This window comes from Campylobacter sp. 2018MI13, assembly GCF_018501135.1.
GTDB lineage: Bacteria > Campylobacterota > Campylobacteria > Campylobacterales > Campylobacteraceae > Campylobacter_E.
In genome coordinates this window covers 1-16,539 of record NZ_JAHCZC010000040.1, presented here as the reverse complement: position 1 = coordinate 16,539, position 16,539 = coordinate 1, and the positions used below count along the sequence as shown (strand labels likewise).

The window sequence follows — 16,539 nt, the reverse complement described above, 5'->3', positions numbered from 1 at the left end:
ATTTAAAATTAACAATAAAACTATTTAAAATAACGATTTGCTAGAAGCAAATAAAAAGCTTGAATTATATGTTATTAAACTTAAAAAACACTTAAACATAAAAATATTTTTGGAATTTAGGGATTAAAATTTTTTTTATGTGCTAATTTACCTTGGTTTTTGATAAGTAAAACCTCACTTAAAATACTAAACGCAATTTCTCTTGGCTCCTGATTTGCAATGTCTAAACCTATTGGAGCATAAATTTTATTAAATAATTCGGCACTAAAATTATCTTTAATCAGCTCATCTTTAATGAATTTATGTTTAGTTTTACTTCCAATAACACCAACATATTTTGCATTTTTATCTATTACATTTTTTAAGCATTTATAATCATCTAAATGAGATTTTGTAACAATAATTACATAAGTATTATCATCAATATCTAAAAAACTCAAATCTTCATAATTGCTGAAATATTCTTCATTTGCTAAACCTTGCAAATAATCTTGCCTATCATCAATTAAAATTGAATAAAAACCTAAATATTTTGATAAAAATAGTATTTCTTTACCAATATGTCCTGCTCCACATATTATTAATTTTGCTTTTTGATTAATAATTTTTATATAACCACTTGCAAGCCCGCCGCACTGCATTTTTAAATCTCCATTCGGTGTTAATTCGTGATTAAAAATTTTACTTTTATTATTTTCTAAACATTCTTTAGCTTCTTTTATAACTTCAAATTCTAATTTACCACCACCTATACTTCCAATACTTGTGCCATCGCTAAATAAAGCCATCATAGAACCTGCATTTCTAGGAGTGCTACCACTTGATTTTGTAAGAGTTATTAAGGCAATTTTTTCATTTTTCTCACATCTTTTATATATTTCTTTTATTATCAATTCATCCATTTTTATTCCTATTTTCAAAATACATCAAAGCTTCAAGAACCCCACCACCTATGCTCCTAGCCTTATCTGAAATACTAAAGCAATTTTCATATTCACTAATTCTTGGGTCAATATCTGCAATTTTAAGACCCTTTACTACTTCAAAATTATCATTAATAATACCTCTTAAAAGCCCACTTATACTAGCTTTAACAGGTGTATTATCAATATATGCAATAATTTCTTCTTCTTTTACCATATCCCCTATTTTAGCAATAGCTTTAAAGATTCCATTATCGTTTGCATAAATTACTCTTTTTGCTCCAATTCCTTTTACTTCAGCAGGAATTCCTGTATTTTTCTCTGCAAAACCACTTAAAATAACCTTGCCTAAATTATGGCCGCGATTACTCTCGATTACAGCGTGAGCGTCAATTCCAGCACAAAATCCAGGTCCAATAGCAATCACAACCGGAGCCATATTAATATTTGTTCCTAAATTCCTTTTAGCTAAAATTGAATCAATTAAAGCTCTTGGTTTTATATAATTTAAAATATCTAAATTCTCATCAATTATAATAGGGATAAAATCCTTACAATCTAAAATCTCATCTTTATTAACTAACTTCGCTTTTATACCTTCTATTTCACAAGTTTTATCGTAAACTGCTTGAGAAAAACAAACTTTTGTTCTAATTGAACTTGGTTTTAAACATTCTAATAAAAGTATCTTAAAACCTGCTCTAAAAAGCCTAGCAGCAATACCACTAGCAATATCACCCGCTCCTCTAATAATTACAAATTCACTCATCAATCAACCTTAAATCTTCTTTAGTATCTATATCTTTTCCTTCTAATTCATCATATAAATCAACAAAAATTACTTTATCTTTATATTTTTGAATTAGCACTCTTCCACCGCTATCATTATCTAATTCACACAATTCTTTAAAATATTTTTTATCAAAAATAGTAGGCAAGGAATTAATATTATTAAATCTAGGAACAACAATATAATTTTCTTTATATTTTGAAATGATAGTTTTTATTGAATTAGTTTTTAAAAATATTTGATCAATCGGTAAAAATATTGCGTAATCATAATCTAAAACATTATTTAAAGCTATTTTTATACTTGTATTTTGACCCTTATTAAAGGCATTTAAAACCACATTAAAATCTTTATAATTTGTCTTTAAATACTCGTAATTATTCTCATTAGCAACTATTTTAATATCCATATTAAGCTCTAAAGTTTTTTGAATAATCAAATCAATAAAATAAGTATTTTTATATTTTAAAAATGATTTATTTAAACCAAGCCTTCTTGAATATCCAGCTGCTAAGATAATACAAATTCCTTTCAAAAATTAAGCCTTATATATTTTTCTTCTTTTAAAAAACCAGCTAATAATCTAAAATTTTTTAATCTTTTTGCAAGTTCATTTAATACTTTTAAATCATCGCATCTATTAAAAAAAATAAAATTATCAGAATTTAAACTAATATTTTCAAACATTTTTAAACAAATTTTTTCTATTAAATCAATACTTAAAACATCACTTTTACTCACTTCAAATACTTTCAAAAAATCATCAAACCTATGAATGAAATTCTCATTTAATTGATAATTTAATAAATGAAGTGGAATAATTCCTATTATTTTATTGGTATTTTCTAAAATAACAGGCTCATTATTTTTCCAAACTTTATAAGGCAATTCCTTAGCTCCATCAGCTTCATATATAAACAAATCACAATTTTTATAAAAATCACTAAAATCATCTAAAGCATTTACTTTATTGTCAATAATTTTTCCACATAAATTAACGCCTTTTTTAAGATTTGTAATACTTGTTTGATTATATAGATTATTAAAATTTATATCTTTTACTTCATACATTTTTGTACTTGTTGTAAGAATTGTGATTTTATCTTGATTTTGTTTAGCTAGATTATAAGCAAAAGTGGTCTTCCCACCAGAGCCTATAATCGCAATTTTGTCTTTATATTTAATATCTAAAGCTTCATTTAGCATTATTTGCAGTATCTTCTATGGCTTGAAAGATTTTTTTATATCCTGTGCAACGACATAGATTACCAGACACCCCTCGCCTTATTTCAAACTTAGTAGGCATTTTATTTTTACTAAGCAAAGCAGTTGATGAAATAATAAACCCAGGAGTGCAAAATCCACACTGAACAGCTCCATTTTTTACAAAATTTTCTTGTAAAAGACTTAAGCCATCAAAAGGGGTTAAACCTTCTATAGTAGTTATTTTTTTACCATCAGCCCAAGCTGCTAAATAAATACAGCTATTTACATTTTTACCATCAACTAAAACAGCACAAGCTCCACATTCACCAACACTACAGCCTTCTTTAGTTCCACTTAATTGTAATACATTTCTTATTAATTCAAGCAATGACATTCTAGGGTCAATGTGTAATTCATAAAATTTATCATTTATATAAGTTTTAATTTTCATAATTTTTTCCTATTAATTCATAAATAGCTCTTTTTGTAAGCGTTGTTAAAAGATTATTTCTAAAATCTTTAGAAGCTCTCCAAGAATCTCTTGCCTTTGTTTCATTTAAAATATTATTAGCAATTTTTTCAATATTTTCCTTAGTTAATTTTAAACCTTTTGCTAATTTTTCACTTTCTTTAGCTCTAATAGGAGTAGGAGCAGCAACTCCATAAGCTAATTTTAAATCAATTATCTCATCATTATTAGTTTTTAACATAACACTAACTCCAATTGTAGCTATATCCATAGCATTTCTTTGAGCAAATTTTATATATTTACTAACATAACCATTAAAAGATTTTTTAGGAATTTTAATACTTGTTAAAATATCTCCTTTTTCTAATTTAACAACACCAGAACTGATATAAAAATCATTTATAGCAATTTCTTTGCGTGTGTCTTCGTTGTAAATAACTAAAATCGCATCAAGAGTAAAAAGACTTGAAGCACTATCAGCAGAAGTTGCACCATTGCAAATATTTCCACCTATTGTAGCCATATTTCTAATTTGCGGACCACCAACTAGAGCAGCTGCTTGTTTTAGATTTGTTAAATTATTTTTTATAATTTCATTATTTTCTATATCATCAAAAGTGCATAATGCGCCTATATGAATAAACTCATCATCAATTGTTATGGTTTTTAATTCTTTTAAAGTATTAATTCCTATTAAATGCTTATTTGCGTATTTTTTATCCAAACTTCTAAGTTTAATTAAAATATCAGTTCCGCCTGCAATTAATACCGAATCATCTATAGTTTTTAATAGCCTACTAGCTTCATTAACGCTTTTTGCTTCCGTGTAATTACTTAAATAATACATTCTTTATCCTTAGCTTGAAAAAATCTTTCTGGTGTTATTGGAATTTGATTAAACTCTATATTTGTAGCATCAAGCACTGCATTTCTAATAGCAGGTGCAGGAGAACACATAGGAGGTTCACCTAAAGACTTATTACCAAATGGACCATAAGGGTCATAATTATCAACAAAACTAACATCTAAATCAGGAACATCAAGTGCAGTTGGAACTTTATAATCTAAAAGATTATTGTTTAAAATCTTACCTGTTTTTTTGTCATATTTTAATTCTTCTAATAAAGCATAAGGAATTGCCATTCCCATTCCGCCTTCTACTTGAGAACTTGCTAAAAGTGGATTTAATACCTTACCAGCATCATGAACATTTAAAATATCTAATATCTCTATTTTTCCTGTATTCATATCAACTTCAACCATAGCCATAGTAATACCATAACTATAAGAATTTGTATGGCAATTTACACTCGCAAATGCCGATAAACTTTTAGCCTTTTGCCAATCATAAGTAGTGTGTAAAGCAAAATCAGCCAAACTCATTAAAACTTCTTTATTCTTAAAAACAATATTTGCATTTTCTAAATCAAGATTTGCAAAATCAACATCTTTTAATCTCGCTGCTGCTTTTAATATTTTTGTTTTTAATTTTAAAGCAGCTTCTTTTACTGCAAGCCCTGTTACATAGCTTTGTCTTGAAGCATAAGCTCCTGTATCAAATGGAGCCGTATCTGTATCAGTATTCGCATCAACTATAACCCAATCATAAGGAATACTTAAAACTTCTGCTGCCATTTGAGCTAAAACCGTATCAGAACCTTGTCCGATTTCAGTTGAGCCTAGCATTAGTTTAATATGTGCGTCTTGATTTAGTATTACTCTAGCTGCTGCTGTTTCTAAGCCCTTTGGATAAACACCTGTTGTATAAGTAAAGGTTGCAAGCCCTACCCCACGCTTTTTATAAGGGTGTTTAAATTCTTTACAGGCTTTTTGTTTTTCATAGTAATTAAATTTCTCCTTAGCAACCTCAATACATTCTTTTAATTTAGCTGATTTTTGAATAACTTGATTTAGTGGATTTAAAACATCATTTCCTACTATATTTTTTTCTCTAAAACTAATAGAATCAAAACCCATTTTTCTAGCTACATTTTCCATAAAACTTTCTATAAAAAACATAACCTGTGGAACTCCATATCCTCTCATAGCCCCAGCTGTTGCTATATTTGTATGAACGGTTTTAATATCATATCTAAAGTTAGGAATATTATATAAAGATAATAAAACTCCACCACCTTTAATACCAACCGAATGAGTATGAGATGCGTAAGCTCCTTTATTTGATAATACTTCTATATCTAAAGCATTTATAAAGCCATCTTTACTAATACCCATTTTTGCTTTATATTCCATTTCGTGTCTTGTTCTTGTATATGCGATACTTTCTTCTCTATCAAGTGCAATTTGAACAATTTCTCCACCCATAGCCATAGATAAAGCAACGCAAAGTGGCTCTATTGTTACTTCTTGTTTATTACCAAAACCACCACCAACAAAAGGTTTTATTACTCTAAAATAACTCCAATGTTTTTCAAAAACTTCGCCTAAAATTCTTCTTAAAATATGTGGAATTTGAGTTGAACTTACTACCACATAACGATTATCTTGGTCTTTATAAGCATAAGCAATCTGATTTTCCATATGGCAATGTTGTTGCAAAGGAACTTTAAATGTATCACTAAAAACATAATCACTATTAGCTAAAGCCGATTCTACATCTCCAACTTTACTAATAGTATGAGCCATTATATTACTATCTAAATCCTCATGAATTTTCGCAGCTCCTTCTTGCATTGCTTCTTGCGGGGTTAGATAAAAAGGAAGCTCATCATATTCAACCTTTACCTTACTTACAGCAATTTTTGCAGCTAAATCAGTGGTTGCAATAACAGCTGCTATTTCATCTCCAAACAATCTAACATGCTCTGTTAAAATGGTTCTATCATACCTATCTCTAGTCTTTGGGTCTAGTCCAAATGGATGACCTGCGGTTGCAAACTTAGTTTTTGGCATATCTTTATAAGTTAAAATTTTAATAACCCCATCAACCTTTAAAGCTTCGCTAAAATCAAAACTTTTAACATATCCATGTGCTATGCTAGATCTTACTATTCTTGCATAAAACTTTTTCTTAGTAGGAATATCAGCAGTATAAATTGCTTTACCTGTAACTTTAGCGTAAGCATCCCATCTTGTTTCACTTTTACCTATCGTTTTAAATTCTTCTTTCATACTCACCCTTATTTATCTTTTGCAAAAATTAAAGAAGCTATCATAGAAATTACACAAACTCCTACTATGCTATCTTTAAAAACCCAACTTATATAACCTGGCAAATTACTAGTAATTTCAGGATGGACTCCAAACCCATACCCAAGACCAAAAGTAATACCTAATATCATTACATTTTTGTTGCTAAATCCAGCATAAGCTACAATCTTAATACCATTTATCAAAATCATAGCAAAAATCATAATAACTGCACCCCCTAAAACACTATCTGGAATAGTCCTAAAAACAGCTCCTAATTTAGGAATAAAAGCTGATACTATAATAAAAAAAGCACCTAAAGCTATGCAATATTTATTTATAATTTTTGTCATTGCTATTATTCCTGCATTTTGACCATAAGCTGTATTAGGTAAAGCATTTAACAAACTAGCCACCATACAACCAACACCATCTGCTAAAATAGCTCCACTGATTTCTTTTTCTTTAGCACACCTATTAAAAGCTGCTACGGTAATTCCATTAACATTTCCGATAGTTTCTAAACTTGTGATTATATAAACGATAATGGCACTTACAATAGGGGCTAGTTCAAAATGAAATTCATTAATTAAAATAATTGGAATAGGCAAGCTAAACCAACTTGCTTCGCTAATAATACTAGTATCTACTCTACCTACCATATAAGCTAAAAAATATCCCACAACAAGACCTATTAAAATAGCTGAAACTTTAAAGATACCCTTTGCAAATCGTTGAATAGCAATAATGATTGCAAAAGTGCTAAAAGATAAACATAAATTAATAATATCCCCATAAGTTCCCATTTTTTTAGCAGCTAAACCACCCGCACAATAATTAACACCTACATCTAATAAATTAATGCCGATTGCAATTAATACAACACCTATTACTAATTCAGATAAAATCTTTGTAATATATTTGTAAGCAAAACCAATAAATATAGTAATTATACTGCCTATAAGAGAAGAAGCTAAAATTGCACTAAAACCATAAGTATTTGCAACACTTATAGCTGTTGGCACAAAAGCAAATGTAGTCCCCATAACTATTGGAAGATTAGCACCTATTTGGATATTTTTATATTTGATTGGATAAAGTTGCAGAAGAGTTACTATGCCAGAAGCTAGCATAGCTGATTGGATTAAACTGATACTTTCTTGCGTGGATATTACAATACTCGTACTATTTAACACCCCTATAATTATCAAAATGGGGGCTAAATTTCCTGTAAACATAGCAAGAACATGCTGCATTCCCAAAGGAAGTGCTACAAAAAACGGGGGTTTTCCTTCTAGTTGGTAAATTAAATTCTTATTTTTCATCACACACTTTCATTTTAGATAAAAGTGATTATATAAAATCTTACTTAAAATCATCTTGATATTTATTGATAATACTAAAACATAAGTAGAATTAAATTCCTAAGTTAAATAATAAAAATATATTTATACTAAAAAAATAATCATTATAAAATCTCATATATAAATATTAATTTATAACAAGGCTAAAATAAATCATATTTAAATATAAAACCGAAAAATTAATTCCGATTTTATATTTAAATTCCTAAATATTTTTTGCGAATATTATCATCATTTGCAAGGTCAATTCCTTTGCCTTCTAAAACGATTTTACCATTTTCTAAAACATAAGCCCTATCGCTTATTTTTAATGCTTGTTGGGCGTTTTGCTCTACTAATAAAATAGTAATTCCTTCATTTTTTAAAACCTTAATTATCTCAAAAACTTCTCCTACAATCTTAGGTGCAAGTCCTAGACTTGGCTCATCTAACATAAGTAATTTTGGCTCTCCCATTAAAGCTCTTGAGATTGCTAACATTTGTGCTTCTCCACCACTTAAATTCCTTGCTAAGGTATTGTTTTTTTGCTTTAAGCGTGGGAACAATCTATACATTTGCTCTTTTAAATGCTCGTAATTATCAGCATTATAAAACGCCCCCATTTTAAGATTATCTTCTATGCTAAGATTTGAAAAAACCCTTCTTCCTTCTGGCACAAGGCTAATTCCTTTTTGAACTAGAGTATGAGTTTTATGCCTTTCTATTTCATAACCTAAAAAATTAATCTCCCCACTACGCTTAGGAATATTCAAAATCGCATTTAAAGTGCTAGTTTTACCAGCCCCGTTACTGCCTACTATACTTACGATTTCTCCTGAGTTTATATGAAAACTAATATCATCAACAGCTTTAATCAAGCCATAATGAACGCTTAAGTTTTTAACCTTTAACATTAAAAATCTCCTAAATATGCTTTAATTACTTCATTATTATTAACTGCTTCTTTTGGTGAGCCTAAGAAAATACTCTTACCATAATCAAGCACTAAAACCCTATCACATAAGCTATTTACAAACTTCATATCATGCTCAATTAACACTATGCTAAGCTCTTTTTTAAGAGTAGTTATAATATCTGCTAATTCATTGCTCTCAGTCCCATTCATTCCTGCTACAGGCTCATCAAGTAATAATAATTTTGGCTTTAGTGCTAATGCTCTTGCTATTTCTAATTTTCTTTGTTCTCCATAACTTAATTCGGTTGATTTTGCATTAGCTAAATGAGAGATTTTAAGAGTATTTAGTATTTTTATCGCTTCTTCTCTTGCTTGTTTTTCAGCCTTTTTATATCTTGCAATATGCAAAAACGCTTCAAAAATATTGTAATTAATACTACAATTTAGCCCTATTAAAACATTCTCAAGCACACTCATAGATGAAAATAATCTAATATTTTGAAAAGTCCTTGCAATGCCTAATTTTGTGATTTCTAATTGATTTAGATTTGTAATGTTTTTATTATCAAAAATAATCTCACCCGAACTTGGCTTATAAGCTCCTGAAATTATATTAAATAAAGTAGTTTTCCCTGCTCCATTAGGTCCAATAAGTCCAAAAACTTCACCTTTTTTAACGCTAAGATTTGCATTATTTATAGCCTTTACTCCACCAAAATTCTTATCAATATTCTTAAGCTCTAAAATCATTTTTTAAACCTTTTAAAAATAATATCGCTTAGCTCCTTATCGCCAAAAATCCCACGCCTTGCAAATAGCATTACTAAAATTAATATGATAGAAAACACAAGCATTCTAAGTCCTGGCAAGCCTTTTGTCTCATAACCAAAAATATTCATAGGTTCATCTAAAAATCTAAGCCACTCACTTCCACCAATTACTAAAATAGCTCCAATAATTGCTCCTGTAGTGCTTCCTAACCCGCCTAAAACTATGATAATTAATAATTGAAATGTAAATAAAAAGTCAAATTGTTCAGGCGTAACACTTGTGATATAGCAAGCTAAAAGCCCACCTGCTACACCTTCTAAAAAAGCACTAGTCCCAAAAGCTAAAGTCTTAATCCTAAAAGTATTAATTCCCATAGCTAAAGCTGCATCTTCATCATCTCTTACAGCCTTCATTGCTCTGCCGTATTTTGAATAAATGATATTAAGTATTAAAATAACGCTAATAATAGTAATAATTCCAACTATATATAAAAAATTATTCGGTTTTGGAATTTCATTTAACCCTTGCACTCCGTTTGTAAAAGCTGCGAAATTAAGTGCAATTAATTTAATAATTATCCCAAATCCAAGCGTAACGATAGCTAAATAATCTCCCCTTACACGAAAAACAGCAAAACTTAAGATTAAAGATAAAACCAAAGCACCAAAACCACCCGCTAATAAAGCTATAAAAAAGCTATCAGTATGAAATGATAAAATAAATGGATGCGGGTCTAATAAGCTAAATTGATCTTGCTTAGCTTCAATATCAAGCAATAATAAAGCCGTAATATAAGCACCAACTGCTACAAAACCATTAGGCTCTAGGCTAAATTGCCCTGTTACACCATTGATTAGATTATAAGATACTGCCAAGATTATAAAAATACTAATATTTATAAAAGTTCTTAAAGCATAATCACTCAAGCAATATTGAGCCGCAAAAATGCTTAAAACTGCTAAGATTAAAATGATTATTGAAAATATATTTTTCATTAAAATCTACTCCTTTCATAATCTTGCCCCATAATTCCTGTTGGTTTAAATAATAAAACAAATACTAAGAATATAAATGCAAAACCATCTTTAAACCCTGCTAAATCAGGCATAAAAGCTACTATTAAAACTTCGCAAAATCCAATTATAAGCCCACCAAGAACAGCTCCGCCAACGCTACCAATACCACCTAAAACAGCAGCTCCAAAAGCCTTAAGCCCTATTAAAACTCCCATATTAGGGTCAATTTGTGGATATTTACACGCCCAAAAAATCCCGCCAATACAAGCTAACATTGAGCCTAGTGCAAATACAAAAGCTATAATTTTATTAGCATCAATTCCCATTAAAGCAACGGTTGAAATATCAAAAGCAAGTGCACGAATAGCAATTCCATATTTGCTTTTATACAAAATCAATAAAACAGCTATTAAAATAATAATAGTTAAAGTTGGAATTATCAAATCAAGCAAAGACATTCTAATATCAAATAAATTAATAGGATTTATCAAAATACTTGGTGCATTAAATGGTTGTGGTGTGCTTGTAAATAATACATTTATTAGATTTTCTAAGAAAAACGAAACTCCAATAGCAGTGATTAATAGTGAAATTCTAGGAGAATTTCTAAGTGGCTTATAAGCAATCTTATCAATGCTAATTCCAAGTGCAATACAAATTAATATAGCAAAACCAAAAGCAGGTATAAACGGAAAGGCAAAAAAATTAAGTGCAAATAAACAAGCATACGAGCCTATCATCATAATATCGCCGTGAGCAAAATTGATAAGCCTTAAAACTCCATAAACCATAGTATATCCAATAGCAATTAGTGCATACATTGAGCCTAGTGAAAAGCCATTGAAAATCTGTTGAATAAGTAGCGTCGAACTCATTAAAAACCTTTTTTGAAAATAAAAAGAAATATTAATAAACTAAGCTTAATTTCATAATAATTTTTAAGATTAATTATAAGAATTTGTAAATTCGTAACACTTTTTTACAAAATTACAAAAATTATATTTAATCTTTTAAATATTATTTATAAAAATCCTTAGGAAAAGGCTTTAATATACTATTGCTTAATTCTTTAGCCATTAAGCTTTCAAATTCTAAATCCTTGCTTACTTTTTTGCTCTCAATTACCTTGCCTTTATCAAGGACTAAAACTTCATCACAAAATAATTTTATAATCCTTAAATCATGAGTTATTACGATATAGCTTAAATCCTTTTGAAGATTTTTTAAAGTCTTTAAAATCTTTGCTTGAATTAATACATCTAATGAACTTGTAGCTTCATCTAAAATAAGTATTTTTGGCTTAATTGAAATAGCTCTTGCTATGCTTAGCCTTTGTAATTGTCCCCCACTTAGCATTGAGCATTTTTTATCTAATAAGTCTTGATTTAATTCTAATAATTCTAAGCATTCTAAAGCTCTTTTTTTAATCTCGCTTTTGCTAAAATTAGTAAGATTTTCTAAAGGTTCAATCAAGGCTTCATAAACGCTAAAATCAGGGTTAAAAGATGCTCTTGAGTCTTGAAATACTATTTGAATTAATTTTTTATACTCTTTATTGTCTTGTATTTTTACATTGTTTAAAAATACATTTCCAGAATTTGCTTTGTAAATATTAGCAATGATTTTTGCTAAAGTGCTTTTACCACTTCCACTAATTCCTAAAACACCTAAAGAATTATTCTCATCTAAATTAAAGCTAACTCCATTTAAAACTTGAGTATATTTATCGCTAAATAAATTTGAGTTTTTATATGAATATGAGATATTTTCTACCTTAAGCATTGCTAACTCCATATAATGATAAATGTGAATTAATTAATTCTTTTGTTATATTTGCTTGTGGGTTTTTAAATATATCAATACAAGTTGCTTCTTCAACAATCCTTGCATTATCCATAACATAAACATAATCAGCAAGTCTTGCAACCACTCCAAAATCATGAGTTATTAACAATATCCCTATTTTGCTTGATATTTCTTCTAATATATCTAAAACCGCAGCTTGAGAAATCAAATCCAAATCACTCGTAGGCTCATCAGCTATTATAAATTTCGCACGAGATACTAAGGCTAAAGCTATCATAATTCTTTGAAGCATTCCGCCGCTGCATTCGTGTGGATAAAGATTTAAAACGCTTTCGTTCAATTTAACTTTATTTAAAATTTCTTTTATATATTCATTATCAATTTTTAAATTCCTTGCCTTTAAAGTCTCATAAAAGCAGTTTTTGATACTAAATAAAGGATTAAAAGCTGTTCTTGGATTTTGCATAATACAAGCAATATTTTGCTTTGAATTATCATCTAAACAAATACTCCCGCTAAGCTTTAAATTATTTGCTACATATCCCATAATAGCTGTTGCTATTAGGCTTTTTCCACTTCCACTAAGCCCTAATAAAGCCGTGATTTTTCCACTTTGTATATTCATACTAACATTATTTACTAAGGCTGTATCTTTATAAAATATATTTAAATTTTTTACTATTATTTTATCCATGACTTTCAACTTGTATTAAATTTTCAAATTTATCTCTTAAAATATCGCCTAATAAATTAAAAGCAATAATTACAATTAACATAGCAATTCCAGGATACAAAATAAGCTCATAATGAGTTAAAATATAATCTTTTGTTTCAGCTATCATTATCCCCCATTCAGCCTGTGGAGCTTTTACCCCAAGTCCTAGCAAACTAAGACCTGAAATATGTAGCATTATATGCCCTAAATCAAGCGTGCTTAATACCAATAGCTGCATACAAATAGGCTTTGCAAAATGCTTTTTAAAAATCTTAAAATTACTAGCTCCACAAGTTTTGCTAATTAATACATATTCAGTATTTTTTAGCTTTAAAACAATGCTTCTAATAATCCTTGCATACCAAGCCCAGTGAGTTAAAGCAATGGCTATAATTATATTTAATAAACCAGTTCCTAAAATCCCTACGAAAAATAAAGCCAAAACAATAGTAGGAAAGCATAAAAATATATCACAAATTCTCATTAAAAAATTATCAATTTTATTATTTGAAAATCCAGCTATAAAACCTACGCTAACGCCTAAAACTATTATTATAATAATAGTTGAAAAGGTAGCTAGAATTGAAATATAAGCACCTTCTAAAATCCTTGAGAAAATATCTCGCCCTAAATGATCAGTCCCAAAAATATGCAATAATGAATTACTAGCAAATTTATTCGCTAAATTAATCTCATTTGCACTATAAGGTGCATAATATTTACCAAATAAAGCAAGTAAGATTATAAAAGCACATAAAAAATACACAAAATATTCATAGATTTTCTTACTCATATCTAATCCTTGGGTCAATTATCGCATATAAAATATCAGTGATTAAATTAATTAAAATAAACACAAAACACATCATCATACTAAAAGCTTGAATTACGGGATAATCACTATAATAAATAGCACTTACAGCATAACGACCAACTCCAGGATAAGCAAAAATATTTTCAATCACTAAAGCCCCACCAAAAAGCTCAGCTATATGCATACCAAAAGCAGTTATTAAAGGTAGTAAAGAATTAAATAAAATATGTTTTGAATATATCTTATACTTTCCTACGCCACGCATTTTTGCATAAGCTATAAATCTTTCATTACAAGCTTGTAAAAAATTAATCCTAATAAATCTAGCATTAATAGCAATTGACATAAAAGATATTGCTAATGCAGGCATTATTAAATGATTAATCCCACCTATGCCAAAAGGAGGCAATAAATTAAGCTCAACAGAAAAAAATAAAATAAATAATAAACCAAGCCAAAAACTAGGAGTGCTAACACCTAAAAATGAAAAAATCCTTACAAAATAATCAAAAAAATGATTTTTATAAATTGCAGAAAACACCCCAAAAGGAATAGAGATTATAAAAGTTATAAGCAAGGCAAATGATGTTAGCTTTAAAGTATTTCCTAAGTATTCAAACAAATCAGGTGCAATTTTACGATTAGTAAAATATGATGTCCCAAAATCTAATTGCAAGGCGTTTTTTATCCAAACTATATATTGAGTAATTATTGGCTCATTTAAGCCTAGCATAATTCTCGTATGCTCTATCGCTTCATCAGTCGGTGCTATCCCACTAACTTGCAAATAATTCATAACAGCATCAGTTCCATTAAGTCTAATTAATAAAAAAATAAAAATTGATGCTAAAAATAAGCAAATAATGGCATATAAAGTTCTTTTTAATATGAATTTTTTCATACTACTCCTTAATTTCTATATCATCAAAAGGAATTTCATATTTTAAAATACTCGTTTTAACTCCTTTTAATTTAGGACTTGCAACGCATATATTTGTATGATATACAATAGGAATATATACCGCTTCATCATGTAAGATTGTAAGTATTTCTTTAGCTAGTTTAGATTTTTCATCTTTATTCATTGTTTTAGATAATTTTTCTATATTTTCATCAATTAGTGGTTTTTGCTTTAATCCAATTTGAGCCATATAATCAGCGTGAGCTGGTGCAACCATAGAAGCCATAAAAATTTCAGGCTCATAAGGAGCTCCCCAAGTAGCATTAAAGATTAATTCAAATTCCCCATTTCTATGTCTTTTATAAAATATAGTGCTTTCATTAGCTTGTAAGATTAGATTAATTCCTATTTCTTTTAAATTCGCTTGTAATACTTCTGATATAGCCTTTTGCTCTGCATTAATTCCTATATAAGAAATCACTATATCTAATCTTTTGCCATCTTTTTCTAAAAAGCCATTTTTAAATTCCCAGCCATTATCAAGTAATAATTGCTTAGCTTTTTTAGGATTATATTCGTATGCACTTCTATCAATTTTGCCATTTGGCACATTATCATCATAGAAAAAATCAGCCTTTGGTCTTGTCCCATAAAAAACATATTTGCTAATTTCATCTTTATTAATAGCCATATTAATAGCCTTTCTTACATTAATATCATTTGTTGGATATTTTGCTGTATTTTGTGCTATTAAAATAGTGCTAAGTGGCTTTGAAATTAGCGTTTGATAATCGCTTTTTTGCAAGTTTATAAAATCTTCTAAGCTAATTTCTCCATCAGTATAAATATAATTAATTTCTTTTGTTTTTAGAGCTATTACTTTTGAGCTTGGATCAGGGATTATTTTGCATACTATGCTATCAATTTTAGCTTTTTCGCCCCAATAATTTTCGTTTTTAACAAACTTATCATAAACGCCTAATTTAGTATCAACAAATTTCCATTTACCTGTGCCAATTGGAGCTTTTATACCATCTTTTGTATTATTATCAATCATAGCACTTGGAGCTATAAATCTAAAAGGACGAATAAGACTAAGTTCTCTTAAAGTAGGTTCATAAATATGTTTTAAATGAAGCTTTACTTCATAATCATTAACCACTTCAAGATAATCAAAAGCTCTTACAAGTGCAAAAGAAATATGCCTTTGTTTATTAGCAAAAATTGCATCAAAATTAAGCTTTACTGCATTTGCATTAAAGTCTTCTCCATTAGAAAACTTAACTCCTTTTCTAAGATAAAAAGTATATACCAAACCATCTTCGCTAATCTCCCAAGAAGTAGCTAGGCTAGGTATTATTTGATTATCTTGCGAGTATGAGACAAATCCTTCATAAACCATATTTTGAGCAAACATTTCATTTGGAGAATACAAATGTGGATTTAGTTCTCCTACATTTTTAGAAGTAGCTACTTTTAGCTCACTTGAATTTAAAAAACTAATTAATAAAATAAATACAAAAAATAATTTTTTCATTTTAATCCTTTATATTGTTTCTGGCTGAATAGTAATATGATGTATATTAAACTTATTCTTAAGTAAAGCATTAAGCTTTTGTAAAACACTTTTAAACTCATTTAAATCATCTAAGATTATATGAGCTGTTAGTATATGATAATCTTGAGAGATTGAATGAATGTGTATATCGTGAATATCTT

At 28.7% G+C, this 16,539-nt stretch carries 18 protein-coding genes; all 18 read right to left on the bottom strand.

Going from position 1 to position 16,539, the window contains the following annotated elements:
• Positions 1–116: 116 nt before the first annotated feature.
• The 18 genes from KJQ99_RS05500 to KJQ99_RS11275 all read right to left on the bottom strand — a co-directional run bounded on the left by KJQ99_RS05500 (position 117) and on the right by KJQ99_RS11275 (position 16,525).
• Positions 117–902 carry an XdhC family protein gene (locus tag KJQ99_RS05500; protein ID WP_214150227.1) on the bottom strand — a complete coding sequence of 262 codons (786 nt, stop codon included), beginning with the start codon at positions 900–902 and terminating at the stop codon, positions 117–119.
• Positions 895–1,692, bottom strand: coding sequence for a selenium-dependent molybdenum cofactor biosynthesis protein YqeB (yqeB, locus tag KJQ99_RS05495; RefSeq protein WP_214150226.1), 798 nt, complete (start codon positions 1,690–1,692; stop codon positions 895–897). The genes KJQ99_RS05500 and yqeB overlap by 8 nt, the downstream gene beginning before the upstream one ends.
• On the bottom strand, positions 1,685–2,248 hold the full coding sequence (locus KJQ99_RS05490) for an NTP transferase domain-containing protein (RefSeq protein ID WP_214150225.1): 564 nt from the start codon (positions 2,246–2,248) through the stop codon (positions 1,685–1,687). The genes yqeB and KJQ99_RS05490 overlap by 8 nt, the downstream gene beginning before the upstream one ends.
• Positions 2,245–2,919: a selenium cofactor biosynthesis protein YqeC gene (yqeC, locus tag KJQ99_RS05485; RefSeq protein WP_214150224.1), complete on the bottom strand. Its 675-nt coding sequence runs from the start codon at positions 2,917–2,919 to the stop codon at positions 2,245–2,247. Before yqeC ends, KJQ99_RS05490 begins: the two co-directional genes overlap by 4 nt.
• The gene (locus tag KJQ99_RS05480; RefSeq protein WP_214118859.1) at positions 2,909–3,370 is read right to left on the bottom strand and encodes a (2Fe-2S)-binding protein; all 462 of its coding nucleotides are present in this window, start codon (positions 3,368–3,370) and stop codon (positions 2,909–2,911) included. The genes yqeC and KJQ99_RS05480 overlap by 11 nt, the downstream gene beginning before the upstream one ends.
• Complete coding sequence (xdhB, locus tag KJQ99_RS05475) at positions 3,360–4,235, bottom strand: xanthine dehydrogenase subunit XdhB (RefSeq protein WP_214118857.1); 876 nt, start codon at positions 4,233–4,235, stop codon at positions 3,360–3,362. Before xdhB ends, KJQ99_RS05480 begins: the two co-directional genes overlap by 11 nt.
• Positions 4,223–6,520, bottom strand: coding sequence for a xanthine dehydrogenase subunit XdhA (gene xdhA / locus KJQ99_RS05470; RefSeq protein ID WP_214150223.1), 2,298 nt, complete (start codon positions 6,518–6,520; stop codon positions 4,223–4,225). Before xdhA ends, xdhB begins: the two co-directional genes overlap by 13 nt.
• Positions 6,521–6,528: 8 nt before the next feature.
• Entirely contained in the window at positions 6,529–7,863 is a 1,335-nt protein-coding gene (locus tag KJQ99_RS05465) for a uracil-xanthine permease family protein (protein ID WP_214118853.1), read from the bottom strand.
• A gap of 236 nt (positions 7,864–8,099) precedes the next feature.
• A complete protein-coding gene (locus KJQ99_RS05460; protein WP_214150222.1) occupies positions 8,100–8,795 on the bottom strand; it encodes an ABC transporter ATP-binding protein in 696 nt (231 codons plus the stop codon).
• A complete protein-coding gene (locus tag KJQ99_RS05455) occupies positions 8,795–9,547 on the bottom strand; it encodes an ABC transporter ATP-binding protein (RefSeq protein ID WP_214118849.1) in 753 nt (250 codons plus the stop codon). The genes KJQ99_RS05460 and KJQ99_RS05455 overlap by 1 nt, the downstream gene beginning before the upstream one ends.
• Positions 9,544–10,563, bottom strand: coding sequence for a branched-chain amino acid ABC transporter permease (locus KJQ99_RS05450; protein WP_214150221.1), 1,020 nt, complete (start codon positions 10,561–10,563; stop codon positions 9,544–9,546). Before KJQ99_RS05450 ends, KJQ99_RS05455 begins: the two co-directional genes overlap by 4 nt.
• Positions 10,563–11,459: a branched-chain amino acid ABC transporter permease gene (locus KJQ99_RS05445; RefSeq protein WP_214150220.1), complete on the bottom strand. Its 897-nt coding sequence runs from the start codon at positions 11,457–11,459 to the stop codon at positions 10,563–10,565. Before KJQ99_RS05445 ends, KJQ99_RS05450 begins: the two co-directional genes overlap by 1 nt.
• A gap of 142 nt (positions 11,460–11,601) precedes the next feature.
• Positions 11,602–12,366, bottom strand: coding sequence for an ABC transporter ATP-binding protein (locus KJQ99_RS05440; protein ID WP_214150219.1), 765 nt, complete (start codon positions 12,364–12,366; stop codon positions 11,602–11,604).
• Entirely contained in the window at positions 12,359–13,084 is a 726-nt protein-coding gene (locus KJQ99_RS05435; protein ID WP_214118843.1) for an ABC transporter ATP-binding protein, read from the bottom strand. Before KJQ99_RS05435 ends, KJQ99_RS05440 begins: the two co-directional genes overlap by 8 nt.
• Entirely contained in the window at positions 13,077–13,898 is an 822-nt protein-coding gene (gene nikC, locus KJQ99_RS05430) for a nickel ABC transporter permease subunit NikC (protein WP_214118841.1), read from the bottom strand. Before nikC ends, KJQ99_RS05435 begins: the two co-directional genes overlap by 8 nt.
• Positions 13,891–14,820 carry an ABC transporter permease subunit gene (locus tag KJQ99_RS05425; protein WP_214118837.1) on the bottom strand — a complete coding sequence of 310 codons (930 nt, stop codon included), beginning with the start codon at positions 14,818–14,820 and terminating at the stop codon, positions 13,891–13,893. Before KJQ99_RS05425 ends, nikC begins: the two co-directional genes overlap by 8 nt.
• A gap of 1 nt (position 14,821) precedes the next feature.
• A complete protein-coding gene (gene nikA, locus KJQ99_RS05420; RefSeq protein WP_214150218.1) occupies positions 14,822–16,357 on the bottom strand; it encodes a nickel ABC transporter substrate-binding protein in 1,536 nt (511 codons plus the stop codon).
• A 9-nt stretch (positions 16,358–16,366) separates the two neighbouring features.
• A complete protein-coding gene (locus KJQ99_RS11275; protein ID WP_502756514.1) occupies positions 16,367–16,525 on the bottom strand; it encodes a cation transporter dimerization domain-containing protein in 159 nt (52 codons plus the stop codon).
• Positions 16,526–16,539: the final 14 nt, after the last annotated feature.